Raw genomic sequence first — 24,959 nt, 5'->3', positions numbered from 1 at the left:
CTAAGAATTGTGATGGGATGGGATAAAATGAAGAAACTCGCTAAGTTTGGCCTTGCCAGCATTGCTTTGTTACCGTCGCTTGCCATGGCTGCCGCACCGGCGGTAGCGGATAAAGCCGACAACGCATTTATGATGATCTGCACCGCGCTGGTGCTGTTTATGACAATTCCGGGCATTGCGCTGTTTTACGGCGGTCTGATTCGCGGTAAAAACGTGCTGTCCATGCTGACCCAGGTGGCAATGACCTTCGCCATGGTCTGCGTTGTGTGGATGGTTTACGGATATTCTCTGGCCTTCAGCGAAGGCAACGCGTTCTTCGGTAGCTTTGGCTGGGCGATGCTGAAAGGTATTGCACCGACCACGCTGATGGGGTCCTTCTACCAGTACATTCACGTCGCGTTCCAGGCTTCCTTTGCCTGTATCACCGTGGGGCTGATTGTGGGTGCTATTGCTGAGCGTATCCGCTTTGCAGCCGTGCTGATTTTCGTACTGATCTGGCTGACCTTTGCTTACCTGCCAATTGCACACATGGTCTGGGCGGGCGGTTTCCTGGCTCAGGATGGCGCACTGGACTTCGCGGGCGGCACCGTTGTACACATCAACGCTGCGGTAGCGGGTCTGGTCGGTGCTTACCTGCTGGGCAAACGTGCGGGCTTTGGTAAAGAAGCCTTTAAACCGCACAACCTGCCAATGGTGTTCACCGGTACTGCAATCCTGTACTTCGGCTGGTTTGGCTTCAACGCCGGTTCTGCAGGTACTGCGAACGAAATCGCCGGTCTGGCATTCCTTAACACCGTTGTAGCAACGGCGGGTGCAATGCTGACCTGGACCTTCGGTGAGTGGGCACTGCGCGGTAAACCTTCGCTGCTGGGCGTCAGCTCCGGTGCGATTGCGGGTCTGGTAGCGATTACCCCAGCCTGTGGTTACGTTGGCGTTGGTGGTGCTCTGATTATCGGTCTGGTTGGTGGTCTGGCTGGCCTGTGGGGTGTGACCACCCTGAAGAAATGGCTGCGTGTTGATGACCCATGTGATGTGTTCGGTGTTCACGGCGTCTGCGGTATTGTTGGCTGTATCCTGACCGGTGTGTTCGCATCTTCTTCACTGGGCGGCGTGGGTTATGCAGAAGGCGTGACCATGGGGCATCAGGTTTGGGTGCAGTTGGAAAGTGTTGCGCTGACCGTTGTCTGGACCGCTGTTGTCGCGTTTATCGGTTTCAAAGTGGCAGATATGATTGTTGGCCTGCGTGTTCCTGAAGACCAGGAGCGTGAAGGTCTGGACGTCAACAGCCACGGCGAGAATGCTTACAACCAGTAATCTGGTCGGGTAAGCAATAAAAGGAAAGTAGTGCGCTAAAAATAAAAAATCTTGCGGGCCATTATGGCCCGCTTTTTTTGTGGTACATCCCAGTAACACCGCAAACCCTCAGTTCGCAAGTCCAGCAGCACGTCCGTGTTGCGCCGATCCCTGTTGTCATTATCTATCGTCTGAGGTTGCTTTACTCGCGCTGGCGGATAACGCCTTCCTGTACCGTTGAAGCAACCAGCGTCCCCTGCTGGGTGTAGAACTCGCCGCGAACAAAACCACGGGCGCTGGAAGCCGAAGTGCTCTCCACGCTGTACAGCAGCCACTCATTGAGGTCAAACGGACGGTGGAACCACATGGAGTGGTCGATGGTCGCGACCTGCATACCCGGCTCAAGGAAGCCTTTACCGTGCGGCTGTAGCGATACCGGCAGGAAATTGAAATCGGACACATAGCCGAGCAGATACTGATGAATACGCTTATCTTCCGGCATCGTGCCGTTTGCGCGTATCCACAGGTGACGATAGGGTTCGTCCACATGTCCTCTTAGCGGGTTATGAAATTTCACCGGGCGGATTTCAAACGGTTTTTCCGACAGGAATTTGTCGCGATAGGGGGCAGGGATATGTGGAGCAAGTTTGTGCGCAATTTCGTGCTCGGATGGCAAATCATCAGGTCCGGGGACCTCCGGCATCGTTTTCTGATGCTCAAAGCCGCTTTCCGGGCCCTGGAATGAGGCGGTCATGTAAAAAATCGGTTTGCCATTTTGAACCGCCTTCACCCGGCGGGCGCTAAAGCTGTTGCCGTCCCGCAGGTTTTCCACATCGTAAATAATCGCCTTCTGACTGTCGCCAGGGCGCAGAAAGTAACTGTGAAAAGAGTGGATGATACGCTCGCTGGGAACAGTCTGTTTGGCAGCATAAAGCGCCTGGCCGACAACCTGGCCACCAAAGACCTGACGCAGACCAAGATCTTCACTTTGCCCGCGGAATAAGCCCTCTTCAAGGCTTTCCAGATCGAGCAGATTTAACAAATTTTGCAGCGCCTGGCTCATAAACGGCATCCTCTTAAAAATTTCAGTGCTCAGTTTGCGAGATCCGACCAGTTAGCGTCAACGCCTGTTTATGGGATCTGCGCAGTTCGTGCGGAAAGAATGAAAATCGCTGGTAACAGGAAAAATCCAGCAACATGTGCCAGAATTAAAGCCTTACGGGCAGTAAAGCTCTGCCCCTGAACGGCATTATCGCGCCGTAGGGATCAAAAAGGAGAAGACATCCATGAAACTCTGGTTTGTATTGAGCAGTGCCGCTCTCGCGGTGGCAATCTCTGGCTGTGCGGACAAGAGCAAAGATGTGCCGACACCAACTTTGGGTTCGCAGGTACAGGGCCAGCAGGCAGTTATCCAGCAGCCAAACGTTAGCGGTACGGTATGGATACGTCAGAGAATCGCACTGCCACCTGATGCGGTTCTGACGGTCACACTGTCAGATGCATCACTGGCCGATGCGCCGTCGAAAGTCCTGTCACAGCGCGTTACGCGCACCGAGGGCAAGCAGGCACCATTCCAGTTCGTGCTGCCGTTTAATCCGGCCGATGTGCAGCCAGGAGCACGCATTTTGCTTAGCGCGGCGGTAACCCTGAATGGCAAAATGCTGTTTATTACCGATACGGTGAAGCAGGTGGTCACTACGGGCGGCACGCGACAGGATCTGACGCTGGTGCCGGTTCCATCAGTACCGCTTCAGGCACAAGACGGAGCGGCCACCTCGGTGCCGTCGACCTCACCGACACAGGTTACGCCTTCCTCGGCGGTTCCTGCGCCAACCTCATACTGATTCAGGTATTCTCAAGCGCCCCTGCGGGGGCGTTACTAAGGCTTCCAGCGATAGCGCTTTAAATCGACTTTACCCTCTGGCGAGACCTCAATGCCTTCGGCTTCCAGTGCCAACCGCTGTCGGCTCAAATCATCACCCGTAAGCGAAATTTCCCCCATGCGGTTAATCACCCGATGCCAGGGGAGTTTGCTACCTTCCGGCAGACGTTTCAGTACGCCGCCAACCTGACGTGCAGCTCTGGGTGAACCAGCCAGATGGGCGATCTCTCCGTAAGTGGTGACGGAACCGTAAGGGATAGCTGCAAGGATCTGAAAGATACGTTGGCGAAAGTTATCGTGTTCTGCGTCCAAATTCACTCCCTGACCATAGCTGTAAACAGGAACCAGCCGCGAAGGCGTTCAGAAAGGGATCAGTATAAGGGACAGACGCTGAAATTTGAGCTGATTAATCAGCGTGATTTGACAAGTAATGAGGGAATATTACCCGTATTGTGCAAGAAACAAACGGTCATCGGAGGCTGGCTTGCAATTGCCCTGGGGTTCATTGATAATGCGCCTGCGCTTCGGTTATCCGAGGCCGTCAATGGGGGCCCTGTTGGTTCTCCCGCAATGCTAACTTGTGAATTCGGTCAGGTCCGGAAGGAAGCAGCCGTAACAAGTGACGCGTGTGCCGGGATGTAGCTGGCAGGGCCCCCACCCATTTCTGCTTTCGTAACTCTCTCCCTGGCTTTCGCCTCACCCTAATCACGTTGAGACTCTCCTGAGATCAAAGCGGCATATCCGCATATCACTGCAAAATTCCTTATGTTTAACATGCTTGCCGGGTTTGCTTGCTGCGCGTGATCAGCCACTGCGCGGGATGCGGATCATTACTCTACAATATGAGATAGCGATCTGCAGAATGAGCATTACTTATATGGGGAATATACGGACACCGATCGAAGGCTACACTGTTGAGTTAAAAGCGCGCGTATCAACGCCAGTCGCTGTTGAACAACCCATCAGTTTAATTTAATCCTTAGCTCAACGTCACCGTGTTTGCCGGAAACGCTTATCCTGGTTCCTGTAGGAGGCAATGCAAGGCAGCTAACGACAACAGCAGGGCACAATAGGGAGAATTATTGTCTGCGGGGTATGCACGATAAAGCGATTGAACTCTACAGACTATGTAAGAGTGCAACCCTCATAGATTATTTGTAAAATGCTGGGATTAATTATAGTTCAGCTTGATGTCATACTCCTGGCAGACATCCTTTCTGCACATCAGCGGTTGATTTTAATGAATTCTGAGACAATCTTTACGGTGTTCTGCTGGTTGGACGCCGCCCGTTACGCCCTGGCCAGCTCTGCACACACTACTCTATTAAAATCAAAACCATTTAAATGTCAGCGTACAAATTTCCACACGGAAACGGGGACTTTGTCATAAAGTTTATTCATGGTTAGTTCAGCAAGGCGATGATCGGCCGCTGAATAAAATATAGCCAATTCGTCATCAGATAATTCGTACTTGTTCTTTTCAATCACGCGCTCGAGGGTGTCAATAGAACGACAGCGTCTGAGGCGCATCAGATAATCAGTTTTAGTTAAAAGTTTGTCAGTCATCATTAAACCGTAAGGAGTAGTGGGTTACTAAAATGAATGGCTGGCCTGGATTTGGCCGTGCGCACACTCTTCTGCAAAAATGTTGAACAGGCGTTTTGCTGATTTTTGCCAACGCTGAAGGTCCTGTGCATTAATGCCGTAGTTGCTGAATAACATAAAAGTATCATCGAGATAATCGTCAATCTGTCCAATCAGATCGGTATCATCAACGTGCTTGATTTTGTAATTCATAGTAAAAGCAGCAATGTGTTCAATCAGATCATTAAGCTGCAGGTTGATGGCAGAAGTAGGATCGTTAACCCAGCCGTGGTGGCTGTCGCCTAACGTTGCCATACTTTCATCATACAGGTTTTCACACAAGAATTTCAGCTGTGCAATATCATGCCTTCTCGGTGAGTATTCGTCCATCTTTTTCCCCTCCATCGCTTGAAAAACATGCTTATTAACAGCACTTTTATACTCGGTTGGCCAGGAAGTGATAATTACTCTTCAAATGAAACATCTATTTAAAATATAACTTAGTTTCATTTTTTTGTTAACTAATTGACTGATTATTACAATTCTTCCGACATAGAGTCCGGTTCGTTATCTATGAAATCAAACTGCAATGCACCATCTGAAAGCACAAAGTTGACTGAGCTATAAGTGGTTTCGTCTGAATCAATATCAAGACAGGCATTGAAGACGTTCCAAAGGAAACTATAGTTCATTTTATAACGCGATTGTCCCAAGTCTTCCAGAGAAATAACATTCAGACTATTCGGAACATAACGAGCATTAGGGGAATACCAGATCAAATTTCCGACCAGGTCATCCTCTATTTTAGGAATGTTCTGTTTAATTTCCTCTATTAATTTTAGTGGAGTAATGACATTTTGACGATTTTTTAATGGTAAAGTTCTGTGCATTTTTCACCCTGAAGTTAATTGTTGCTAATAAAGATGACGCATTTTTACAGCTAAAGCCAATCAGTTGTCATTCTGGTTTAGCCTATCATTATGATTTGTCAATTGATTGTTATTTCTTGTTGACCTGTTTTTTTTCGAGTGGCTTCACGCTTGTTGAATTTTCTTTATATAAATCACCGCGAAACACGTTACGGCATAATGTAATACTTAGATACATTTTAATCTTATCAATTCGCCAATTTTAGCAGTAGATTTGCGTTATGTTATAACATATTGAATGATGCTATGCGCTACCCATCCTCTCCTTTTTATCGATTCGGCACCCTGTTCAGTAGCCCTGCCTGGCTAAGAGCGATGCTATCCATCGTAGTGGTCCTGCTGCTTTTGTTGATGACAAAATGGGCGATCGCTTGATGATTACACTGAACAAACTCGTCGTTGGTTATCAACAGCGTGCTGTCACCCCTGAGCTGGTGGGTGAGTTTACCCAGGGAAGTATGACAGCACTGGTCGGCGATAACGGCAGCGGTAAATCGACGTTACTAAAAACGCTGTGTGGCATGATCCCGCCGGTGAGTGGCAGTATCAGCCTGCCAACTCCGCGCCCAACGATTGCGTGGCTACCGCAGCATGCAGAACTTGAAAAAACATTTCCCCTTACCGTGTTCGATCTGGTCGCCATGGGCTTCTGGCGGCAGTGCGGCTGGTTCGGCGGCATTAATCGCCAGCAGAGGAAACAGATTTTTGAGGCCCTGGAACGGGTCCGTATGTTGCCGTTTATCGATGCAGCACCGGGTACGCTTTCTGGCGGGCAACTGCAGCGTGTTCTGTTTGCCCGCCTGTTGATTCAGGATGCCGAACTGTTGCTGTTAGATGAGCCGTTTAGCGGTGTAGACAGCGATACGATCGCTCTGCTTATCGAGCTGCTGGCGGAGCGCCATCGAGCCGGCTGCACGTTGATTGTCGTTCTGCACGATATGGCGACGGTCGCTAATCATTTCCCTCAGGTTCTGCGTTTAAAAGCGAATCACAGCGAATGGTCCTGCCGTAGCTGCGGTGTGACGGGGCTGAACTTTTCCCGCAGTGCGGGGGAGCGGGCATGATACTTATTGAGCCTTTTATCGAATTTGGTTTCATGCGTCGTGCGCTGGTGGCCTGTGTCGCTCTTTCGATTAGTGCAACCCCACTCGGCGTTTTTTTACTGCTTCGACGTATGAGCCTGGTAGGGGATGCGCTATCCCACGCGGTGCTTCCCGGTGCGGCGATTGGCTATTTGATCTCGGGACTGTCTCTGGTAGCAATGGGTATCGGTGGTGCGATTGCCGGGCTGACGGTGGCACTGCTGTCCGGTGCCGTCAGCCGCTACACACCGTTGCGGGAAGATGCCAGTTTTGCCGGTTTCTATCTTGGTTCTCTGGCGCTAGGGGTTACGCTGGTTTCCCTGCGCGGCTCCAGTGTCGATCTGCTGCATGTACTGTTTGGTTCCCTGCTGGCCGTTGATGCGCCATCAATTTTGCTGGTCAGCAGTATCAGCGGTATTACGTTACTGGTGCTGGCATTCATCTATCGTCCCTTAGTGATCGATGCTTTCGATCCTACGTTTCTTGCTGCGCAGAATCGCTGGACCTCGCCGCTGGTCCACGGAATCTTTCTGATACTGGTGGTGATCAATCTGGTTGCGGGCTTCCAGGTGCTGGGAACGTTAATGAGCGTAGGTCTGATGATGCTGCCTGCTGCCAGTGCCCGCTTCTGGAGTCGCCATCTCTCCGGCACTCTCGCCGCTGCGATGCTGCTGGCAATAATTTCCAGTTTCAGCGGTCTTTGCGCCTCATTTTATCTCTCTCTGCCTGCCGGACCCGCCGTGGTTCTGAGCGCGGCAGTGCTGTTCTTTATCTCGATTTTATTTGGACCCTGCGGCGGTATTTTTTCCGTACGCAGAACATTGTCTATGGCGAAGGAGTAAAAATATGAAGAAGTTACCTTTGGTGCTGGCACTGTCAGCCCTGTTGGCCGCTCCGGCGGTGATGGCAAACACGGTACAGGCCGTGGCCAGTTTTAGCGTACTGGCTGATATCGTACAAAACGTCGGCGGTGAGCATGTGGTGGTCAAAAGTCTGGTCGGGCCAAATGGCGATCCGCACAGCTTTGAACCGACACCAAAGGACAGTCAGTCACTGGCTCATGCCGATTTAGTGTTTGTCAGCGGCCTTGGGATGGAGGGGTGGATGGATCGCCTGATTACCTCTTCTGGTTATAAAGGGCAGACCATTGTGGCTTCCAGCGGAGTTAACACGCGAAAAATGGAAGAAGATGGCAAAACAATCACCGATCCTCATGCATGGAACAGCATGCAGAATGGCGTGATCTATGCCACTAATGTGATGAATGCCCTGATTGCCGCCGATCCAACTGATGCCGCCTACTTCCGCCAGCAGGGTAATGCTTATATTGAGCAGCTGAAAAAGCTGGATAGCTGGGCACAGCAGGAGTTCGCGCAGATCCCTCAATCGAAGCGCAAGGTATTAACCAGCCATGATGCGTTTGGCTATTTCGGCCAGCGATATGGCGTCAGCTTCCTGTCTCCTGTCGGTTTTTCGACGGAATCTGAAGCCAGTGCATCAGATGTAGCCAGCCTGATTAACCAGCTTAAGAAAGAGAAGATTAACGCGTGGTTTATTGAGAATCAGACCGATCCTCGCCTGGTAAAACAGATTGCCTCTGCCACCGGTGCAAAACAGGGTGGAGAACTTTATCCAGAAGCCTTAACGGAAAAGGGCGGGGAAGCAGATAGCTACGTGGCCGCGTTTAAACATAACGTTACTGCGATGGTTGCCAGTATGAAGTAAATCAACAAGGCGGATCGTCTGGCGATCCGCCTTATTTATCGATCAGAATGAACGGTGGTAGTTAACCAGCGGCAGTACCGGAACGGTGGCATTGGTTGCAATGTTAATGACACCAATCTGTAACCCTTCAAGTTTTTTGGTGGCGTTGACCAGGCCGAACTGGAAGGACGTACTTTCGGAATAGTTAAAAGCACCAATGTCTGCGTTGGTAGTACCCGAAGAGGCGTTCACTGCGCCAAAGTTGAAACCGTTGACGTTATGAGCCACGTTAACCACCCCGATGTTTCCTCCCTGCACATCGTTCGTCATGTTCACCAGACCAATATTGGCCCCCTGAACGTTATGCGACATGTTAATCGCACTGAAGTTGGCTCCCACGGTATCCTGCGACAGGTTATACAGTGGCGAAATGTTTAAACCGGTAATGTTGCCCGAAACGTTGACCAGGCCGAGGTTAAGCCCCTCAATGTTACCTTCGCTCCAGTTACCGACAGCGCCAATGTTGACGCCGGTGGCGTTGCCAGTGTGGTTGAGGAGGCTGACGTTAACCCCGGTGCTGTCACGCTGGGTCCAGTTAAACGGCGCAACGTTTATCCCCTGCAGGTTGCCCGTGGTGTAGTTTCCCAGTGCTCCAAAGTTAATACCGTTCATTTCGGCAGTTTGCGTTGCAACACCCAGATTAATACCGGTGAACCGTTCTGCTCCACTGTATAAACCCAGGTTGAAACCGGTCATATCACCAACTTTGTTGGCAAGGCCGATGTTCACGCCATTGTCAGTGCCGCCGTGCCAGTTAAACAAACCAATAGCAACACCGTTCATACCGTTTCGAATATGTGAACCGGCAACGGCACCGATCTGTAACCCGTTGAGCTGATCCAGCTCGCCGTATCCAAGGATCGGCAGGTCGAAACCATTAACGGTGCCGGTATTGCTGTACAGGAAGCTGCCGTGAAAACCATTCACTTCGTTATCATCTGGCAGGTTATTGAATGAGGAGAGTTGAATCGGTGTTGAAGCCATACTGGCCGCAGAAAACATAATGCATGACAAGGCTAATGCTAATGTTGAACGTTTCATTTTGATATCCCTATTAAATTATGATGCGTAACATTATTGAATGACAGGGGGTCATATAATGTAGTGCCACTACACTTCAGCAATCGCCAAATATCGGAGTAATCAAAGTGATACTGCGATGGTGGGATGATGATGCTTCGTATAAATTACTGATTTAACGATGATTTCTTTGACAAAAAATGCGCATAAACACACCGTCAACGGACGGTTATTAGCGAGGTGTTCAAGTTAAATAGATGGATTTTCGAGGAAAAAAAATTATTCAATGCCGGTGGGAGTGGGGATTGAAAATAAACAGACACAAAAAAGGCGAACCCTTTGATGATTCGCCTGGCACATTAAGTTCATTTTAACTTAGCGTTTTTTCTTTCTTCCCTGCACCGCTTTAAAGCGAGGGTTGCTTTTACAGATCACAAATACCCGGCCGTGGCGGCGTACGATTTTGCAATCTTTGTGACGCTTTTTGGCTGATGCCAGCGAGCTTAATACCTGCATGGGAAGCCCTTACTTTTTCATTACGTTGAGAATGCCACCAAAGCGCTGGCTGAAACGCGCGGCGCTACCTTCTTTAGCAAAGTCTTTCTGTTTGCCGGTGTAGTACACGTGTGATGCGGAAGAGACATCCAGCGTTACGTAAGGCATAACTTTGCCATCATGTTCGATGGTGCGGTCGGTTTTAATTGTCGATCCCACCACAAAGTAAGCATCGGCCGTGGTGTCATGGAACACCACCTGACGGTAGGCAGGATGAATACCCTGTTTCATCGTTCACTCCATTTGTTATGTTATACTATAACAATAGTATGCGCCCACGTTTTTGAAATTGCAACCGCAAAAAAAAGAGGCCGCACAGGGCGGCCTCTTAGGGATTTCGACAACGGTCGATTATTTATGATGTTCAACCGGATGGCTGTGTTCCAGTTCCTCTTTGTTCTTACTAAAGCGGCGGCGAACCACCACAAAGAACACAGGGACGAAGAAAATAGCCAGAACGGTTGCGGTAACCATGCCGCCCATTACGCCAGTACCTACGGCGTTCTGCGCGCCGGAACCGGCACCGGAACTGATCGCCAGCGGCAGTACGCCGAGGATAAATGCCAGAGAGGTCATCAGAATAGGACGTAAACGCATACGTACCGCTTCCAGAGTCGACTCGACCAGCCCTTTTCCTTCCTTCTCCATCAGGTCCTTAGCGAACTCAACGATCAGGATGGCGTTTTTCGCCGATAGCCCTATGGTGGTCAACAGTCCCACCACAAAGTAAACGTCGTTACTCAGCCCACGCAGTGTGGTGAAGAGCAGAGCCCCGACGACACCCAGTGGCACAACCAGCATCACCGAGAATGGAATCGACCAGCTCTCGTACAGTGCTGCCAGACAGAGGAAGACCACAATCAGCGAGATGGCGTACAGGGCAGGGGCCTGGTTTCCTGACAGACGTTCCTGATAGGACATGCCGGTCCACTCATAGCCGATACCCGTTGGCAGTTTAGCCGCCAGTTCTTCCATCAGGTTCATCGCATCACCGGAGCTTTTGCCCGGTGCCGGCTGGCCCAACAGCTCCATAGAAGGCAGGCCGTTGTAGCGTTCCAGACGCGGTGAGCCGTAGATCCACTGACCGGTGGTAAAGGTACTGAATGGCACCATTTCACCGCTGGTGGAACGAACATACCAGTTGCCGATATCGCTTGGGAGCATACGGTAAGGGGCTTCACCCATCACGTACACTTTCTTCACGCGGCCGCGGTCAATGAAGTCATTAACGTAGGAACCGCCCCAGGTTGCGGCCAGCGTGGTGTTGATATCAGAGAGTGATACCCCCATCGCGCGCGCTTTTTCCTGATCGATAGTCAGCTTGTACTGCGGCGTGTCTTCCAGACCGTTAGGGCGCACACCGACCAGCGTATCCGGGTGCTGTGCAATCATACCCAGCAGCTGGTTACGTGCTTCGGTCAGCTTCTCGTGGCCCAGGCCGGCTTTATCGGTCAGCTGGAAGTCGAAGCCGGTTGCGGTACCCAGTTCTACGATGGCTGGCAGGTTGAATGGGATAACCATGGCATCTTTAATCGATGACAGTGCACCCATCGCCCTGGCAGCAATCGCCGGAACTTTGTTTTCCGAGCTGGCTCGTTCATCCCAGTCTTTCAGACTGATAAAGGCGATACCGGTATTCTGCCCACGTCCTGCAAAGCCAAAGCCGTTTACGGTAAACACCGAGTTCACGTTGTCTTTTTCTTTAGTCAGATAGTAGTCAGTCACCTGATCCAGCACTTTCTGGGTACGTTCCTGAGTCGCACCAGCCGGCAGCTGAGCCATGGTCAGTAATACGCCCTGGTCTTCTTCAGGAAGGAACGAAGTAGGCAGGCGAAGGAACAGGAAGGCCATGCCAACGACGATCAGCAGATAAATCACCAGATAACGACCGGTGCTGCGAACGATATGACCCACGCTATCGGTATAGTGCTGGGTGCTCTTATCGAACAGGCGGTTGAACCAGCCAAAGAAGCCGGTGGTTTTACCGTGATCGCCTTTGGCAATCGGCTTCAGCATGGTGGCGCACAGCGCCGGGGTCAGGATCAGGGCCACAATCACCGACAGCACCATCGCGGAAACGATGGTAATCGAGAACTGACGATAAATAACCCCGGTTGACCCACCAAAGAAGGCCATCGGGATAAATACCGCAGACAGCACCAGGGCGATACCCACCAGGGCACCCTGTATCTGGTCCATCGATTTTCGCGTGGCTTCCTTCGGCGGCAGGCCGTCTTCAACCATCACGCGCTCAACGTTCTCCACCACGACGATGGCGTCATCTACCAACAGGCCTATCGCCAACACCATACCGAACATCGTCAGGGTGTTTATCGAGTAGCCGAAGGCGCTGATAATGGCAAAAGTACCCAGCAAGACTACCGGTACCGCGATGGTTGGAATCAACGTAGCGCGGAAGTTTTGCAGGAACAGATACATCACCAGGAACACCAGCACGATCGCTTCAACTAGCGTTTTGACCACTTCGTTAATTGAAATTTTAACGAACGGTGTGGTGTCGTAAGGGTAAACCACTTTCAGACCGGACGGGAAGAACGGTTCCAGCTTGGACAGTTCAGCTTTCACGGCAGAAGCCGTGTCCAGTGCGTTTGCACCGGTCGCCAGCTTAATCCCCAGACCAGAAGCGGGTTTACCGTTAAAGCGGGCGATAATCTCGTAGTTTTCGCCGCCCAGTTCGATCTGTGCAACATCCTTCAGGCGAACCTGCGAACCATCGGTATTCACCTTCAGCAGAATATTGCCAAACTCTTCAGCCGAGGTCAGGCGCGTCTGTGCAATGATCGAGGCGTTAAGTTGCTGCCCCTTCACCGGTGGTGACCCACCCAACTGCCCCGCTGCAACCTGGGAGTTCTGCGTATTGATTGCGCTGATCACATCCACGGGAGTTAGCTGGAAGTTATTCAGCTTGTGCGGGTCCATCCAGACACGCATGGCGTACTGCGCACCGAACAGCTGCGTATCACCGACGCCAGAAACGCGACTGATCGGATCTTTTACGTTAGACCCGATGTAGTCGGCGATATCGTTTTGCGTCATGGTGCCGTCTTCGTTAATGAAGCCGGCAACCATCAGGAAGCTGCTGGAGGATTTCTGAACGCGGATACCCTGCTGCTGTACTTCCTGTGGCAACAGCGGCATGGCCAGCTGCAGTTTGTTCTGAACCTGAACCTGAGCAATATCGGCGTTGGTGCCGGACTCAAAGGTCAGCGTCAGCTGCAACGTACCCGTTGAGTCACTGCTTGAGCCCATATACATCAGGCCATCAATGCCGTTCATATTTTGTTCGATAACCTGCGTGACGGAGTCCTGCAAGGTTTTCGCATCAGCACCCGGGTAGGTGGCAGAGATCTCGATTGCCGGTGGTGCAACGTTAGGATATTGCTCAATCGGCAGTTTCAGGATCGACAGTGCGCCCGCCAGCATAATAATGATGGCGATAACCCAGGCGAAGATCGGGCGATCGATAAAAAACTTAGCCATGAATCAGTGGCTCCTGTTAAGACTTGCTTTGTTCAGACTGCGCCTGAGGCTGTGCTGCTGCTTTGGAGCTGTCTTCGCTAACTTCCTGTGGCGTTACGGCTGCACCCGGTCTGACGCGCTGCAGTCCGGTCACAATCACCTTGTCACCATCTTTCAGTCCACCAGTAACCAGCCATTTGTCGCCTATGGCCTGGTCGGCGGTCAGATTGCGCACTTCAACCTTGTTGTCTGCACCCACTACCATCGCCGTAGCCTGACCGGTTGGGGTACGGGTTACGCCCTGCTGTGGAACCAGCAGCGCATTTGGGTTGGTGCCTTCATCCAGACGAGCACGAACAAACATGCCCGGCAGCAGACTGTGATCCGGGTTAGGGAACACGGCGCGCAGCGTGATAGAACCGGTGGTTTCATCGACGGTGACATCGGAGAATTCCAATGTACCGCTCTGCGCATATTCGCTACCATTCTGCATTAACAGCTTAACTTCGGCCTTGCCGTTTGCCTGCTGCAGCGTACCGGCATTCAGTTCATTACGCAGACGAATAAAGTCTTCGCTTGACTGAGTGACATCGACATAAATCGGGTCCAGCTGTTGAACGGTAGCCAGGGCAGTTGTCTGGCCACTGGTCACCAGTGCACCTTCGGTAACGGAAGATTTACCAATACGGCCGCTGATAGGCGAAGTGACTTTGGTGTAAGCCAGATTAATACGCGCGCTTTCCACCGAGGCCTGGGCTGCCTGAACGGCTGCTGCGGTCTGGCTCTGCGTGGCAATAGCCTGGTCATAGTCCTGCTGACTGATGTACTTGGTACCCAGCAGAGGTTTGTAGCGTTTAACCGTCAGGCTGGCGATTTGCGCATTAGCCTGCGCCTGAGCAAGATCGCCCTTCGCACTTTCCCACGCGGCTTTATAGGTCGCCGGGTCAATTTGATAGAGGGATTCCCCCGCCTTAATGTCGCTACCTTCAACAAAATTGCGTTTCAGAATAATGCCAGAAACCTGCGGGCGAACTTCTGCGATACGGAAAGATGAGGTACGACCTGGCAGGTCGGTGGTAATTTTTAGTGGGGCACTTTTCAGCGTGACGATACCCACTTCAGGTGCCTGTTGTTGCCCAGCCTGTTGTTGCTCTTTGTTATCGCATCCTGTCAGAACCAGGGTGCCTGAAAGCATCAGAACGGCTGCCAGAGGCGTTAGCCCTCTGTTTTTGTTCATAAATAAACCTCGAATGTCCGGTATCGATTGTTCAATGGATCACAAACCCATAAACCCATTGCTGCGTTTAAATTATGGTCGTGCTATGGTACATACATTCGGAAATGTATGTAAATCTACCATTTTGTAAAAACCCCACTATGGCACGAAATACCAAACAGCAGGCGCAGGAAACGCGCAATCACATTATCAATGCAGCGATCGAACGCTTTTCAGAAGTCGGCGTTTCCAAAACGTCGCTGGCTGATATTGCCGCTGCCGCTGGCGTTACACGGGGGGCAATCTACTGGCATTTTAAAAACAAAACTGATTTGCTAAACGAAATCTGGGCACAGTCCGACTCCGTTATGGCGGATCTGGAAATTGAGTATCAATCAAAATACCCTGCGGATCCACTGTCTGTTATGCGAGCAATGATTCTGTATGTCTTTGACGCGACAACCAGCGATCCGAGAAGACGGGCATTGATGGAAATTATTTATCACAAATGTGAATTTGTCGGTGAAATGGCTACGCTGCAGCTGATGCAGCAAAATCTCTATCTGGAATGCTATGAGAAGATAGAGGATGTTTTAAAACAGTGCATACGGGCAAAGCAGTTACCGGATAATCTGGATACCCCACGGGCGGCGATTATCATCCGGGGCTACATCAGCGGAATTATCGAAAACTGGCTGTTTATGCCGGAAAGCTTTAACCTTGCCGACGATGCGCCGCAGCTGGTCGATACGCTGGTTGAGATGCTGATCTATTGTCCAACGTTGCGCCATTCCTCCCGCTAAGCTTTTTCGGCAAGCTTTCGCTCAAAGTCTCGCTGAACGATAGCCAAGGCGGCCAGAACCGTTTCCGGTTCCAGCTGATTTTCCTCCAGTAGCATAATCAGATCAACGGCCAGCTTGACCTCTTCAGGGGCATTTTCCAGCGACATTATGACTCCTTATCGTCTGCTATGCGGGGATAACAACAGTGTTCAGATGCGCAAAATTTTAATAACCACACCCATCACCAACGCACCTGCCAGCGCCATCAGTTCGGAGCGGACATCCATCAGTGCCAGCGTACCAAAACCAAAATAGCTGCTGATATAACCGCCGATCAGTGCGCCAATCGTGCTCAAAACCAGCGTTGCGGCTCGTCCACCGGGGCGGCCGGGGAAATAGCGCCTGATAAAAATACCGACCAGTAACCCAATGATAATCCAGGAAAGCAGCCCCATTTTACCTCTCCAGCCAGATTGTGCTGTTAGTATAGTTCGCCTTAGCGGCTAGCGATCGCGTTCGCGATTTTCAATACTGCGTTCAATGCGTTTTAGCGCCTGCATACATCGCTGCAGGCGACCTTCCAGTGCGGCAATCTCGCGCTGAAGCTGCTGCTGTTGCGCCAGCGTCTCCTGAATTGCCAGCAGGCTTTCACGATCGGCAATCATCGCACGTAAGCGGCGCTCGAAATCCTGATGCTGGGAGAGTTTCTCATACAGATTTTCCTTTTCCACCACCGGTTCGGCTTCGCGGCTGCGCAGCGTCTGGGTGGCCAGTTCGCGCTGTAGAGCCCCCATCTGCAGCACCACGCGCTCTGCCATCCAGGCAACGCGCTCGGCGCGATTGTCCTGCACGCTTTGCTTTAACTGCGTCATCGTCTGCTGCACTTCCAGCAGATAATCCCCCAGTCGGGTGGAATGGCCGTGAAACAGCTGATGATCGAAACGCGCCTTTGCCGTGCGCTGATTGGCGTGTGGCTCCACGGCGCGAGCCAGCTGTGCCAGCTGAGTATCCAGCTGCTGCAGTAAACCTGCACTTTTCATGTTCTTCTCCGTGGCCACGATCGCGATATGATAACCTGTTTACGACATTTTTTTACGGGTGCACGATGCAACGTTATATTTTATTGATTCTTGGCTGGCTTGCGATGGTGCTGGCGACGCTTGGTGCCGTTTTGCCGCTGCTGCCGACAACGCCGTTCCTGTTACTGGCCGCCTGGTGTTTTGCCCGATCGTCGCCGCGCTTCCATCACTGGTTGCTTTATCGTTCCGTATTTGGCCGCTACCTGCGTCACTGGCAGCAGCATCGTGCCATGCCGCCCGGTGCAAAAAGTAGGGCGATAGTTTTTATCCTGCTGACCTTTGCTTTTTCACTGTGGATGGTAAAAATTCTTTGGATTCGCCTGATGTTACTAACGATCCTGTGCTGTTTATTGGTGTTTATGGCCCGGCTTCCGGTCGTTGAGGAAGAGCAAGAAAATCGCTGATTTTCTTAAACGCGGTTGCAATTGTTCGGCGGTTTGCATAGATTTGGTCGTTTTCGTGCGTGGCTTCCCTCCTTCGTTAGAATTTCACCCGACCGTTTCGCGGCTGGGGGAGATGAAGCTGCGCGAGTCAGATTTGTATTTACCAGGCATAACATTATGACCGCGACTGCGCAGCAGCTAGATTTTCTTAAAAACAGTATCAAAAGCATCCAGGACTATCCAAAACCGGGCATCCTGTTTCGTGATGTCACCAGCCTGCTGGAAGACCCGAAAGCGTACGCGCTGAGCATTGAGCTGTTAGTTGAACGCTACCGTAACGCGGGTATCACCAAAGTTGTGGGTACGGAAGCGCGTGGCTTCCTGTTTGGTGCACCCGTTGCACTGGGTCTGGGGGTGGGCTTTATTCCCGTGCGTAAGCCGGGCAAGCTGCCGCGCCAGACTTTCTCGGAAAGCTATGAGCTGGAATACGGTACCGACCGTTTAGAACTGCACTGTGATGCCATTCAGCCGGGTGATGTTGTCCTCGTCGTGGACGATCTGCTGGCGACCGGTGGCACAATTGAAGCGACCGTTAAACTGATCCAGCGCGCGGGTGGCACGGTGAAGGATGCTGCCTTCATCATCAATCTGTTTGACCTGACCGGTGAAGCACGCCTGAAGGCGCTGGGGCTGAATGTTTACAGCCTGGTGAACTTCCCGGGGCACTGATGCTGTTTCGGTGGGCAGCAGCGTTGCTGCTCACCGTCATCCCTTCTGCAAGATTCCGCTATTCTTGATGGCGTTTCTGACTAAATATCACCCTTTCTTACCCCGTTAATTTGCCGCTGAAGCGCCGGAAAAGGCAAGCCCGGCCGTTTGCGATTCAGGATTCGTCGTAACTGGAGCGGTAAGCTCGCCCGTCTGCGATTTTGTCTCGGGTACTGTCGGTGCCGGGCGTTCCTGATCCTGGCTATCGTTATCTTGGGGCTTGGTCACTTCAGGTGCGCTAAGTTTCGCTTCCGCTTTTTTCTTAGCAAGCGGGGAAACAGGCGTTATCGCCGGGGGTTGATTGATCTGTAACACGGGTAAGTCAGCAAAGGTGATATGCCGCCGATCAACCGCAGCCAGAATTTCATCAGTACAATCCACCTGCTTTTCGCTACTGGCCAGCGCCAACTGAGCCGGGAAAATAGCGCCGATGCTATGTTCTTTACGCCACTTTTCTGCTTCTTCGTAAATGATTTTTTTCAGAGCATCGCTCACACCGCGTTCTTCCACACTAAACTGCCTGACCAGTGTTTCCTCGGCGTTACTGAAGACCCGCTGCTGCTCCTCTTCAGGGGCGTTCTGGTAACTTCTGTGTAAATCTTCCATGCCCTGCTGGAAGCGCCTGTCGATAATACTGAGATGCTCGCGCCCGGCCTTTCCGGGAGCAGACTGAGCAATAATTCTTTCCACATCCAGCAGAGCGATCCGCTCTGGAATGCCCTGATGCTGATGAAAAATATAGCCCACGGCCACAATCAACAGGACGCTCAGTACCGCGCAAAGTATTTTCATTCGGTGTTCTCACTTAATCTGTAAATGACCAGCGGCAGCGCTGGCAGGGGTAAACGGCAGACAACAGTCAAACCCGGTGCAGGATGCTGTACCAGGGAAACGGTGAAATTGATGTTCAGGTGGGGCAGGGCATAGTCAATTTCCTTTTGACGTTATTGGCAGGACCACATCCTTAAGATATTACCCAATCCATTTTCGAGAAGTTGTCTCCCCAATAGCTGGCGCTATATTGCATATTCTATGCGGTTTTTTTTGGCTTTTAGTGTGTTGATAATTAGATTCAGCTTATTTTAAGTAAAAATAAAGGCCACCGGCGAAGGTGACCTTTGATTTACTTTATAACAACGATGGTGAGGAGTTTGCTCAGAACTTTCCCACCAGGAGATAATACCATTCTGTTAAGTAATGAATCTGTCAACGATAAATACGATCGGGTAATATTTTTGTAATTTTCTACAATTTAAATATCGCCGATCACCATGTTTTACCAATATTGAACTGGAACTGCTCCGATTTATCACCGTCATACTTTTTCAGCGGTAGCGCGTAAGAGAAGACCAATGGGCCAAGCGGTGACTGCCACTGGACGGCGAGACCGGATGAGACACGAACCTGCGAAGGATCGCCGTAGTCTTGAATCCCGGCGGCTTCGGTCTGCTCGGTGTTCTGCCACTGGGTATCCCAGACCGTTCCGGCGTCAACGAACAGTGAAGTCCGCAGCGAGCTGGCATAGCGATCGCCGACAAACGGAGTGGGCAGGATCAACTCGGCGCTGACGATAGCCATCGCATCGCCGCCCACCGCGTCGGTCGATTTCTCCACCGGGCACGCGCCGTAGCTGCTTTCACTGCCGTTACAGCGGTAATACACCGCTTTAGGACCGATAGTATTCGACGAGAAGCCGCGGACGGTGCTGGAGCCACCTGCGTAGAAGTTATCATAGAAGGGCACGTCGCTGCCGCCCAGGCCGCCCGCGTAGCCCAGCTTGGTACGGGTCAGCAGCACCCAGCTGTGGCTGTCGCTCAGCGGCAGATAGGCGCTGGCGTTCAGCGTGTTTTTAAAGTAGCTGTTGCTGGAGCCTGGCAGGGTGATTTTGCTGGTAAAGCTGGCGCTGACGCCGGAGGTCGGGAAGAAGCCACGGTCCAGCGAGTTATAGCTCCAGCCGATGCTGGCGAAAACATCGTTGGCGACAAAATCAGAGTTGCTGTCACTGTCCTTGGTGACCACCGCCGGATCGATCCCGCGTGAAGCCAGGTAGCGCCAGGTGGCCAGCTGCGGTTCCATATCGGTCAGGCTGTTATAAACATAGTCCAGCCCCAGGTTCATCATGCTGTGTTCGCTGACCGGCAGGCCAAGGTTGCTGCCGAAGCCGAAGCTTTTCAGGTTATATTCCGCCAGCGAGTTATCTTCGGCGCTGTAATCGTTATAGAAAAACTTGCCACCGAGGCTGACGCCGTCCACGGTGAAATAAGGATCGGTGGCGGAGACTTCAACATAGGTCTGATAGTCGTTTTTGGTGCCGCTAAAGCTGACGCTGTTGCCGGTGCCCAGCCAGTTATCCTGCGTCACGCCAACCTGGAAGCTGATGCCGCTGTCGGTGCCATAGCCGATACCGAAGTTCAGGGTGCCGGTATTGCGCTCCTTCACTTTGTACACCACATCAACCTGGTCGCTGCTGCCGGGAATGCGCTGCGTTTCGGTTTCCACGCTTTCAAAATAGCCCAGCCTGTTAAGCCGCTCTTTACCCTGTTCCACCAGATCGCTGCCCAGCCAGGCGCCTTCCATCTGGCGCATTTCCCGCCGCAGTACCGCATCGCGCGAGGTGTCATTACCGTTAAAGATAATATGACGCACGGTAAAGCGATTACCGGCATCGACGTTAATGTGCAGTTTGACGGTTTTCGTTGCGTCATCGATCTCCGGCTGAGTCTGCACCCGGGGCCATGCGTAGCCGTAGCGGCCCAGCAGTTTTTTGATATCATTCTCAATGCGTGTGACCTGGGCTGCGCTGTAGGTTTCACCCGGCTTGATGCGCGCCAGCTCTTCGATCTGCGCGGAATACCCCGCAAGATTACCGCTGACTTCCGCTGATGACAGGGTATAGCGCTGGCCTTCGGTAAGGTTGACGGTAATGAATAAGCTCTTTTTATTCGGCGTCATGCTGATTTGCGTGGAGTCGACGGAAAAACGGGCGTAGCCGCGATCGAGGTAGAAGCTGCGCAGCGTTTCGATATCGCCCGCCAGTTTTTGCTTTTGATATTTCCGGTCGCCGACCAGATTCCACCAGGGCACTTCATCGCGCAGCTGGAAGTGGGAAAGCAGTTCATCAGTGCTGAAGGCGTGGTTACCGATCAGGTTAATCTGCTGAATTTTGGCGGAAACCCCTTCCGTAAAGACCAGCTTTAAATCGACGCGGTTGCGCGGTAGGGGCGTGACAACTGCCTTAACATTGGCGCTGTATTTACCTACGCTGAAGTAGAAATCCTCCAGCCCTTTTTCAATCGAGGTAATGGTGGTGCGATCCAGCGCTTCCCCCACGCGCACCCCGGATGCCTCCAGGTTTTGCGTCAGCATGTCATCTTTGATCGCTTTATTGCCGGCGAAGGTGATGCTGGCGATCGTCGGCCGCTCTTTTACCTGCACGATTAACGTTGTGCCGTCGCGAAGTACCTGCACATCCTCAAAGTTGCCGCTGGCAAAAAGGGCGCGTACCGTCTCGCTGAGATCCTGCGCGGAAACCGTATCGCCGGTTCGTACCGGCATATTCAGCAAGACGGCACCGGGCGTAACGCGCTGCAGGCCACTAAAGGTAATATTATTTACCTTAAAGTCATCCGCACCATAGGCAGCCAGGCTACTTAATAAAAGCAATCCAGGAAAATTCTTTTTCATCGGGTTTCAGTCAGGAACCTGTATTGAAATAGGGGGAACACAATAAAATGAAATCGTGTCAGTAAGTGGCGGTTGCGTTTGCCATGCCGACTCTGTTGATAACTGACTGTATTTTATTTTTTTGATTCCCTTGCGTTTGGCTATTTTCAAAAAAATTACATCTTGCTGGGGCTTCTTTAACAGAAGGGTGGCGTGGTGTTTTATTTTATTTTTTACAGGCTGGGAAATTAACTCTGTGAGTTTTTTATCATTAAAACGTAAATAAATTGCCTGATTCATTTTGAGTAAAAAAACATCTCTTTCCCGACAGTGACTGCGTAAGATTTTGTGAGCGTGCTCCGTATCGGGAACTATCCGACAGGAACCGCGACGGGCAGGAGAGGATTCTGTTATAGTATCTTCTTTTGATTCAGAACAATGATGAAGTCCGAATGAGCTATCAGGTACTGGCCCGTAAGTGGCGTCCACAAGCGTTTACTGAAGTCGTTGGTCAGGAGCATGTCCTGACCGCGCTGGCTAACGGTCTTTCGCTGGGCCGTATCCATCACGCTTATCTGTTTTCCGGCACCCGCGGCGTTGGGAAGACGACGATTGCCCGTTTGTTGGCTAAAGGGCTGAACTGCGAGACCGGCATCACCGCTACGCCCTGCGGCCAGTGCGATAACTGCCGTGAAATCGAACAGGGGCGCTTTGTTGATCTGATTGAGATCGATGCCGCATCGCGCACTAAAGTCGAAGACACCCGTGACCTGCTGGATAACGTGCAGTACGCTCCGGCGCGCGGGCGCTTTAAAGTCTATCTGATCGACGAAGTTCATATGCTTTCGCGTCACAGCTTCAATGCGCTGTTGAAGACGCTGGAAGAGCCACCTGAACACGTCAAATTCCTGTTAGCTACCACTGATCCGCAGAAGCTGCCGGTGACCATCCTGTCGCGCTGTCTGCAATTCCATCTGAAAGCCTTAGATCAGGATCAGATCCGCGGCCAGCTTGAGCATATCCTGCAGGTTGAGCAGATTTCCGCTGAAACGCGTGCATTGCAGCTTCTGGCGCGCGCCGCCGACGGCAGTATGCGCGATGCCCTCAGCCTGACCGATCAGGCTATCGCCATGGGGCAGGGGGCGGTCACTACGGTGACGGTGAACGATATGCTCGGCACGTTGGACGACGAACAGCCGCTGGCGCTGATCGAAGCGCTGGTCAGTGCGGATGGTGCGCAGGTGATGGCGCTGCTCAACCAGGCGGCCTCGCGCGGCGTGGAGTGGGAAGCGCTGCTGGTTGAAATGCTGACCCTCCTGCACCGCATTGCTATGGTGCAGCTGCTGCCCTCGGCGCTCGGTGAGGATATGGCCACGATTGAACAGCGTCTGCGCGAGCTGGCACGAGTGCTGCCGCCAGCAGACGTACAGCTTTATTACCAGACGCTGCTGGTGGGGCGCAAGGAGCTGCCGCTGGCGCCGGATCGCCGCATGGGCGTTGAAATGACGCTGCTGCGTGCGCTGGCCTTTCATCCTAAAGCGGTGATTGCTGAACCCGTTGCTCGCCCGGCTATTATCGCCCAGGCCGTACCCCAGACTTCACCTCAGGCTCCGCTGGTGCCGCCATCTCAGCCGGCAGTCGCGCATACTATTCCAGATGCGCCGCCGCCTCAGGGATTGCCTGACACTACCAGCCAGCTGCTGCAGGCGCGTACTCAACTGATGCGCCAGCAGGGAGCAACCAAACCAAAAAAGAGTGAGCCGGCAGCGCAGGGTGCGCGGCCGGCCAGCTCTGCACTGGAGCGTCTGGCAGCCGCAACCGAACGTGGGCAGAAGCGCCCGCGACAGGATGCTGCACCCGCCGCACCGGTAAAAGAGGAAGCGTACCGCTGGAAGGCGCAGACGCCGAAGGAAGAGGTGAAAGCGGAGCCGGTAGCCACGCCGAAAGCGTTGCGCAGCGCGCTGGAGCATGAAAAAACGCCGGAGCTGATCGTCAAACTGACGGAGGAATCACTGGAGCGTGATGCCTGGGCGGCCGAAATAGCCACCCTGACCATGCCGCGGCTGGTGCAGCAGCTGGCGCTGAATGCGTGGAAAGAGGTAACGGACGGTGGCGTTTGTCTGCATCTGCGGTCCAGCCAGCGGCATCTGAATTCCCCGTCGGCGCAGAAGGCGCTGAATGATGCCCTCAACAATGCTGCCGGTCATCCCATTGAATTAACCGTGGTGGAAGATGATAATCCGGCGGTGCTGACGCCGCTGGAGTGGCGGCAAAAAATTTATGAAGAGAAGCTGGCGCAGGCGCGCCAGTCGATTATCGCGGATAATAATATTCAGACGCTGCGACGCTTTTTTGACGCAGACGTTGATGAAGAGAGTATCCGCCCTGTGTAACCCGCCGCATCACCGTTTTGTTGGTGTGGCCTGAGCGAAAGAGAGAAAACTTATGTTTGGTAAAGCCGGATTGGGTAACCTGATGAAGCAGGCCCAGCAAATGCAGGACAAAATGGCGCAGGTTCAGGAAGAGATCGCCAAAATGGAAGTGACCGGTGAATCCGGTGCCGGCCTGGTGAAAGTAACCATCAACGGCGCGCACAACTGCCGTCGTGTGGAAGTGGACCCAAGCCTGCTGGAAGATGACAAAGACATGCTGGAAGATCTGGTTGCTGCGGCATTTAACGATGCGGCTCGCCGCGTTGCTGAAGCGCAGAAAGAGAAAATGGCCGCCGTGTCATCCGGTATGCAGCTGCCACCTGGCTTCAAGATGCCGTTCTGATGCAGACCAGCCCGCTCCTTGAAGCACTAATGGAGTCGCTGCGTTGCCTGCCGGGCGTTGGGCCTAAATCGGCCCAGCGCATGGCTTTTCAGCTGCTGCAACGCGACCGCAGCGGTGGTATGCGCCTGGCACAGGCTCTGACTCGTGCGATGTCTGAGATTGGCCACTGTGCGGACTGCCGGACCTTTACCGAGCAGGAGATCTGTACCATCTGCGCGAACCCACGTCGCCAGCAGAACGGTCAAATCTGTGTCGTTGAAAGCCCGGCGGATATTCATGCCATTGAACAGACCGGGCAGTTTTCCGGCCGTTACTTTGTGCTGATGGGCCATCTTTCACCGCTGGACGGCATCGGACCAGGAGATATCGGCCTGGATCGTCTGGAGCAGCGGCTGGAAAAAGAAACCATTCAGGAAGTGATCCTCGCGACCAACCCGACGGTAGAAGGTGAGGCAACCGCCAACTACATTGCCAGCCTGTGTGAACAGTATGGCGTGGAAGCCAGCCGCATCGCGCACGGCGTTCCGGTCGGCGGCGAGCTGGAAATGGTCGACGGCACGACGCTGTCCCATTCACTGGCCGGGCGCCACAAGATTAAATTCTGACCATTCAAACGGCACGAGTTTTCGTGCCGCCTTGAAAATCCAGCGCTTCTCCCCCATCTCTACCCTCAACGTTCATCAACCTGTTTTAGTTGAGGTAGC

27 protein-coding genes, 1 other RNA gene and 1 other annotated feature are annotated in these 24,959 nt (G+C 52.5%); of the genes, 12 read left to right on the top strand and 16 right to left on the bottom strand.

Going from position 1 to position 24,959, the window contains the following annotated elements; all coding sequences use genetic code 11:
* Nucleotides 1-12 precede the first annotated feature (12 nt).
* Complete coding sequence (amtB, locus tag IBT47_RS07790; protein WP_172606534.1) at nucleotides 13-1,314, top strand: ammonium transporter AmtB; 1,302 nt, start codon at nucleotides 13-15, stop codon at nucleotides 1,312-1,314.
* Nucleotides 1,315-1,495: 181 nt separating this feature from the next.
* Here the strand turns inward: amtB and tesB are convergent, their stop codons facing one another.
* On the bottom strand, nucleotides 1,496-2,356 hold the full coding sequence (gene tesB, locus IBT47_RS07785; protein WP_200560016.1) for an acyl-CoA thioesterase II: 861 nt from the start codon (nucleotides 2,354-2,356) through the stop codon (nucleotides 1,496-1,498).
* A 223-nt stretch (nucleotides 2,357-2,579) separates the two neighbouring features.
* Here tesB and IBT47_RS07780 point away from each other — a divergent pair, with 223 nt between their 5' ends.
* Nucleotides 2,580-3,137, top strand: coding sequence for a YbaY family lipoprotein (locus IBT47_RS07780; protein WP_200560015.1), 558 nt, complete (start codon nucleotides 2,580-2,582; stop codon nucleotides 3,135-3,137).
* 35 nt (nucleotides 3,138-3,172) lie between these two features.
* Here IBT47_RS07780 and IBT47_RS07775 read toward each other — a convergent pair whose 3' ends face one another.
* Entirely contained in the window at nucleotides 3,173-3,487 is a 315-nt protein-coding gene (locus IBT47_RS07775; protein ID WP_200560014.1) for an MGMT family protein, read from the bottom strand.
* A 242-nt stretch (nucleotides 3,488-3,729) separates the two neighbouring features.
* Here IBT47_RS07775 and ffs point away from each other — a divergent pair.
* Nucleotides 3,730-3,826: signal recognition particle sRNA small type (gene ffs, locus IBT47_RS07770), an RNA gene on the top strand.
* Between the two features lie 696 nt (nucleotides 3,827-4,522).
* On the opposite strand, the gene IBT47_RS07765 is transcribed toward ffs, so the two are convergent.
* The 3 genes from IBT47_RS07765 to IBT47_RS07755 all read right to left on the bottom strand — a co-directional run bounded on the left by IBT47_RS07765 (nucleotide 4,523) and on the right by IBT47_RS07755 (nucleotide 5,649).
* Nucleotides 4,523-4,741: an HHA domain-containing protein gene (locus IBT47_RS07765; protein WP_105591157.1), complete on the bottom strand. Its 219-nt coding sequence runs from the start codon at nucleotides 4,739-4,741 to the stop codon at nucleotides 4,523-4,525.
* 27 nt (nucleotides 4,742-4,768) lie between these two features.
* Nucleotides 4,769-5,149, bottom strand: a complete 381-nt coding sequence (gene tomB / locus IBT47_RS07760) for an Hha toxicity modulator TomB (RefSeq protein ID WP_200560013.1) — start codon at nucleotides 5,147-5,149, stop codon at nucleotides 4,769-4,771.
* A 146-nt stretch (nucleotides 5,150-5,295) separates the two neighbouring features.
* Nucleotides 5,296-5,649, bottom strand: a complete 354-nt coding sequence (locus IBT47_RS07755) for a hypothetical protein (RefSeq protein ID WP_200560012.1) — start codon at nucleotides 5,647-5,649, stop codon at nucleotides 5,296-5,298.
* A 413-nt stretch (nucleotides 5,650-6,062) separates the two neighbouring features.
* On the opposite strand from IBT47_RS07755, the gene IBT47_RS07750 reads away from it, so the two are divergent.
* Genes IBT47_RS07750 through IBT47_RS07740 form a run of 3 tightly spaced genes read left to right on the top strand, consistent with a single transcriptional unit; the run spans nucleotide 6,063 to nucleotide 8,495 of the window.
* Nucleotides 6,063-6,752 carry a metal ABC transporter ATP-binding protein gene (locus tag IBT47_RS07750; protein WP_200560011.1) on the top strand — a complete coding sequence of 230 codons (690 nt, stop codon included), beginning with the start codon at nucleotides 6,063-6,065 and terminating at the stop codon, nucleotides 6,750-6,752.
* Nucleotides 6,749-7,612, top strand: coding sequence for a metal ABC transporter permease (locus tag IBT47_RS07745; RefSeq protein WP_105590820.1), 864 nt, complete (start codon nucleotides 6,749-6,751; stop codon nucleotides 7,610-7,612). Before IBT47_RS07750 ends, IBT47_RS07745 begins: the two co-directional genes overlap by 4 nt.
* A 4-nt stretch (nucleotides 7,613-7,616) precedes the next feature.
* On the top strand, nucleotides 7,617-8,495 hold the full coding sequence (locus IBT47_RS07740) for a metal ABC transporter substrate-binding protein (RefSeq protein ID WP_200560010.1): 879 nt from the start codon (nucleotides 7,617-7,619) through the stop codon (nucleotides 8,493-8,495).
* A 42-nt stretch (nucleotides 8,496-8,537) separates the two neighbouring features.
* Here the strand turns inward: IBT47_RS07740 and IBT47_RS07735 are convergent, their stop codons facing one another.
* The 5 genes from IBT47_RS07735 to IBT47_RS07715 form a co-directional block, all read right to left on the bottom strand.
* Nucleotides 8,538-9,518 carry an LA_2272 family surface repeat-containing protein gene (locus IBT47_RS07735; RefSeq protein ID WP_234471765.1) on the bottom strand — a complete coding sequence of 327 codons (981 nt, stop codon included), beginning with the start codon at nucleotides 9,516-9,518 and terminating at the stop codon, nucleotides 8,538-8,540.
* Between the two features lie 411 nt (nucleotides 9,519-9,929).
* Nucleotides 9,930-10,070, bottom strand: coding sequence for a type B 50S ribosomal protein L36 (gene ykgO / locus IBT47_RS07730; protein ID WP_071997379.1), 141 nt, complete (start codon nucleotides 10,068-10,070; stop codon nucleotides 9,930-9,932).
* A gap of 9 nt (nucleotides 10,071-10,079) precedes the next feature.
* Nucleotides 10,080-10,340, bottom strand: a complete 261-nt coding sequence (locus IBT47_RS07725; RefSeq protein ID WP_105590823.1) for a type B 50S ribosomal protein L31 — start codon at nucleotides 10,338-10,340, stop codon at nucleotides 10,080-10,082.
* Nucleotides 10,341-10,460: 120 nt separating this feature from the next.
* Nucleotides 10,461-13,610, bottom strand: coding sequence for a multidrug efflux RND transporter permease subunit AcrB (gene acrB / locus IBT47_RS07720; protein ID WP_200560008.1), 3,150 nt, complete (start codon nucleotides 13,608-13,610; stop codon nucleotides 10,461-10,463).
* A gap of 16 nt (nucleotides 13,611-13,626) precedes the next feature.
* The gene (locus tag IBT47_RS07715) at nucleotides 13,627-14,826 is read right to left on the bottom strand and encodes an efflux RND transporter periplasmic adaptor subunit (RefSeq protein WP_105590825.1); all 1,200 of its coding nucleotides are present in this window, start codon (nucleotides 14,824-14,826) and stop codon (nucleotides 13,627-13,629) included.
* A 140-nt stretch (nucleotides 14,827-14,966) separates the two neighbouring features.
* Between IBT47_RS07715 and acrR the strand changes: the two genes are divergently transcribed.
* Nucleotides 14,967-15,608, top strand: a complete 642-nt coding sequence (acrR, locus tag IBT47_RS07710) for a multidrug efflux transporter transcriptional repressor AcrR (RefSeq protein ID WP_200560007.1) — start codon at nucleotides 14,967-14,969, stop codon at nucleotides 15,606-15,608.
* Here the strand turns inward: acrR and rsmS are convergent.
* Genes rsmS through priC form a run of 3 tightly spaced genes read right to left on the bottom strand, consistent with a single transcriptional unit; the run spans nucleotide 15,605 to nucleotide 16,627 of the window.
* The gene (rsmS, locus tag IBT47_RS07705; protein ID WP_105590827.1) at nucleotides 15,605-15,754 is read right to left on the bottom strand and encodes a pleiotropic regulatory protein RsmS; all 150 of its coding nucleotides are present in this window, start codon (nucleotides 15,752-15,754) and stop codon (nucleotides 15,605-15,607) included. The two genes, acrR and rsmS, sit on opposite strands and share 4 nt — an antisense overlap.
* A 42-nt stretch (nucleotides 15,755-15,796) precedes the next feature.
* A complete protein-coding gene (locus IBT47_RS07700) occupies nucleotides 15,797-16,042 on the bottom strand; it encodes a hypothetical protein (RefSeq protein ID WP_105590828.1) in 246 nt (81 codons plus the stop codon).
* Between the two features lie 48 nt (nucleotides 16,043-16,090).
* The gene (gene priC / locus IBT47_RS07695; protein WP_200560006.1) at nucleotides 16,091-16,627 is read right to left on the bottom strand and encodes a primosomal replication protein PriC; all 537 of its coding nucleotides are present in this window, start codon (nucleotides 16,625-16,627) and stop codon (nucleotides 16,091-16,093) included.
* 65 nt (nucleotides 16,628-16,692) lie between these two features.
* On the opposite strand from priC, the gene IBT47_RS07690 reads away from it, so the two are divergent.
* Nucleotides 16,693-17,070: a DUF454 family protein gene (locus IBT47_RS07690; protein ID WP_200560005.1), complete on the top strand. Its 378-nt coding sequence runs from the start codon at nucleotides 16,693-16,695 to the stop codon at nucleotides 17,068-17,070.
* Between the two features lie 156 nt (nucleotides 17,071-17,226).
* Complete coding sequence (gene apt / locus IBT47_RS07685; RefSeq protein ID WP_200545391.1) at nucleotides 17,227-17,778, top strand: adenine phosphoribosyltransferase; 552 nt, start codon at nucleotides 17,227-17,229, stop codon at nucleotides 17,776-17,778.
* Between the two features lie 105 nt (nucleotides 17,779-17,883).
* On the opposite strand, the gene IBT47_RS07680 is transcribed toward apt, so the two are convergent.
* From IBT47_RS07680 to IBT47_RS07670, 3 genes are all read right to left on the bottom strand, one after another.
* The gene (locus IBT47_RS07680) at nucleotides 17,884-18,576 is read right to left on the bottom strand and encodes a hypothetical protein (protein WP_200560004.1); all 693 of its coding nucleotides are present in this window, start codon (nucleotides 18,574-18,576) and stop codon (nucleotides 17,884-17,886) included.
* Between the two features lie 507 nt (nucleotides 18,577-19,083).
* Nucleotides 19,084-21,501, bottom strand: coding sequence for an outer membrane protein assembly factor BamA (gene bamA, locus IBT47_RS07675; protein WP_200560003.1), 2,418 nt, complete (start codon nucleotides 21,499-21,501; stop codon nucleotides 19,084-19,086).
* A gap of 6 nt (nucleotides 21,502-21,507) precedes the next feature.
* The gene (locus tag IBT47_RS07670; RefSeq protein WP_200560002.1) at nucleotides 21,508-21,780 is read right to left on the bottom strand and encodes a hypothetical protein; all 273 of its coding nucleotides are present in this window, start codon (nucleotides 21,778-21,780) and stop codon (nucleotides 21,508-21,510) included.
* 152 nt (nucleotides 21,781-21,932) lie between these two features.
* Between IBT47_RS07670 and dnaX the strand changes: the two genes are divergently transcribed.
* From dnaX to recR, 3 genes are all read left to right on the top strand, one after another.
* Complete coding sequence (dnaX, locus tag IBT47_RS07665) at nucleotides 21,933-23,873, top strand: DNA polymerase III subunit gamma/tau (RefSeq protein WP_200560001.1); 1,941 nt, start codon at nucleotides 21,933-21,935, stop codon at nucleotides 23,871-23,873.
* Nucleotides 23,209-23,270: a sequence feature (DnaX frameshifting element), on the top strand. (Overlaps the previous gene by 62 nt.)
* Before the next feature lie 52 nt (nucleotides 23,874-23,925).
* On the top strand, nucleotides 23,926-24,255 hold the full coding sequence (locus tag IBT47_RS07660; protein ID WP_105590835.1) for a YbaB/EbfC family nucleoid-associated protein: 330 nt from the start codon (nucleotides 23,926-23,928) through the stop codon (nucleotides 24,253-24,255).
* Nucleotides 24,255-24,860: a recombination mediator RecR gene (gene recR, locus IBT47_RS07655; protein WP_105590836.1), complete on the top strand. Its 606-nt coding sequence runs from the start codon at nucleotides 24,255-24,257 to the stop codon at nucleotides 24,858-24,860. The genes IBT47_RS07660 and recR overlap by 1 nt, the downstream gene beginning before the upstream one ends.
* Nucleotides 24,861-24,959: the final 99 nt, after the last annotated feature.

Origin of the sequence: Erwinia sp. S43, assembly GCF_016624745.1 — a bacterium.
GTDB classification, from domain to species: Bacteria; Pseudomonadota; Gammaproteobacteria; order Enterobacterales; family Enterobacteriaceae; genus Erwinia; species Erwinia coffeiphila.
This window is presented reverse-complemented; position numbering and strand designations above follow the sequence as displayed.

Coding starts and splice junctions, on each gene's coding strand:
- amtB (WP_172606534.1), top strand. CDS start 13: ATGGGATGGGATAAAATGAAGAAACTCGCTAAGTTTGGCCTTGCCAGC.
- tesB (WP_200560016.1), bottom strand. CDS start 2,356: ATGAGCCAGGCGCTGCAAAATTTGTTAAATCTGCTCGATCTGGAAAGC.
- IBT47_RS07780 (WP_200560015.1), top strand. CDS start 2,580: ATGAAACTCTGGTTTGTATTGAGCAGTGCCGCTCTCGCGGTGGCAATC.
- IBT47_RS07765 (WP_105591157.1), bottom strand. CDS start 4,741: ATGACTGACAAACTTTTAACTAAAACTGATTATCTGATGCGCCTCAGA.
- tomB (WP_200560013.1), bottom strand. CDS start 5,149: ATGGACGAATACTCACCGAGAAGGCATGATATTGCACAGCTGAAATTC.
- IBT47_RS07755 (WP_200560012.1), bottom strand. CDS start 5,649: ATGCACAGAACTTTACCATTAAAAAATCGTCAAAATGTCATTACTCCA.
- IBT47_RS07750 (WP_200560011.1), top strand. CDS start 6,063: ATGATTACACTGAACAAACTCGTCGTTGGTTATCAACAGCGTGCTGTC.
- IBT47_RS07745 (WP_105590820.1), top strand. CDS start 6,749: ATGATACTTATTGAGCCTTTTATCGAATTTGGTTTCATGCGTCGTGCG.
- IBT47_RS07740 (WP_200560010.1), top strand. CDS start 7,617: ATGAAGAAGTTACCTTTGGTGCTGGCACTGTCAGCCCTGTTGGCCGCT.
- IBT47_RS07735 (WP_234471765.1), bottom strand. CDS start 9,518: ATGGCTTCAACACCGATTCAACTCTCCTCATTCAATAACCTGCCAGAT.
- ykgO (WP_071997379.1), bottom strand. CDS start 10,070: ATGCAGGTATTAAGCTCGCTGGCATCAGCCAAAAAGCGTCACAAAGAT.
- IBT47_RS07725 (WP_105590823.1), bottom strand. CDS start 10,340: ATGAAACAGGGTATTCATCCTGCCTACCGTCAGGTGGTGTTCCATGAC.
- acrB (WP_200560008.1), bottom strand. CDS start 13,610: ATGGCTAAGTTTTTTATCGATCGCCCGATCTTCGCCTGGGTTATCGCC.
- IBT47_RS07715 (WP_105590825.1), bottom strand. CDS start 14,826: ATGAACAAAAACAGAGGGCTAACGCCTCTGGCAGCCGTTCTGATGCTT.
- acrR (WP_200560007.1), top strand. CDS start 14,967: ATGGCACGAAATACCAAACAGCAGGCGCAGGAAACGCGCAATCACATT.
- rsmS (WP_105590827.1), bottom strand. CDS start 15,754: ATGTCGCTGGAAAATGCCCCTGAAGAGGTCAAGCTGGCCGTTGATCTG.
- IBT47_RS07700 (WP_105590828.1), bottom strand. CDS start 16,042: ATGGGGCTGCTTTCCTGGATTATCATTGGGTTACTGGTCGGTATTTTT.
- priC (WP_200560006.1), bottom strand. CDS start 16,627: ATGAAAAGTGCAGGTTTACTGCAGCAGCTGGATACTCAGCTGGCACAG.
- IBT47_RS07690 (WP_200560005.1), top strand. CDS start 16,693: ATGCAACGTTATATTTTATTGATTCTTGGCTGGCTTGCGATGGTGCTG.
- apt (WP_200545391.1), top strand. CDS start 17,227: ATGACCGCGACTGCGCAGCAGCTAGATTTTCTTAAAAACAGTATCAAA.
- bamA (WP_200560003.1), bottom strand. CDS start 21,501: ATGAAAAAGAATTTTCCTGGATTGCTTTTATTAAGTAGCCTGGCTGCC.
- IBT47_RS07670 (WP_200560002.1), bottom strand. CDS start 21,780: ATGAATCAGGCAATTTATTTACGTTTTAATGATAAAAAACTCACAGAG.
- dnaX (WP_200560001.1), top strand. CDS start 21,933: ATGAGCTATCAGGTACTGGCCCGTAAGTGGCGTCCACAAGCGTTTACT.
- IBT47_RS07660 (WP_105590835.1), top strand. CDS start 23,926: ATGTTTGGTAAAGCCGGATTGGGTAACCTGATGAAGCAGGCCCAGCAA.
- recR (WP_105590836.1), top strand. CDS start 24,255: ATGCAGACCAGCCCGCTCCTTGAAGCACTAATGGAGTCGCTGCGTTGC.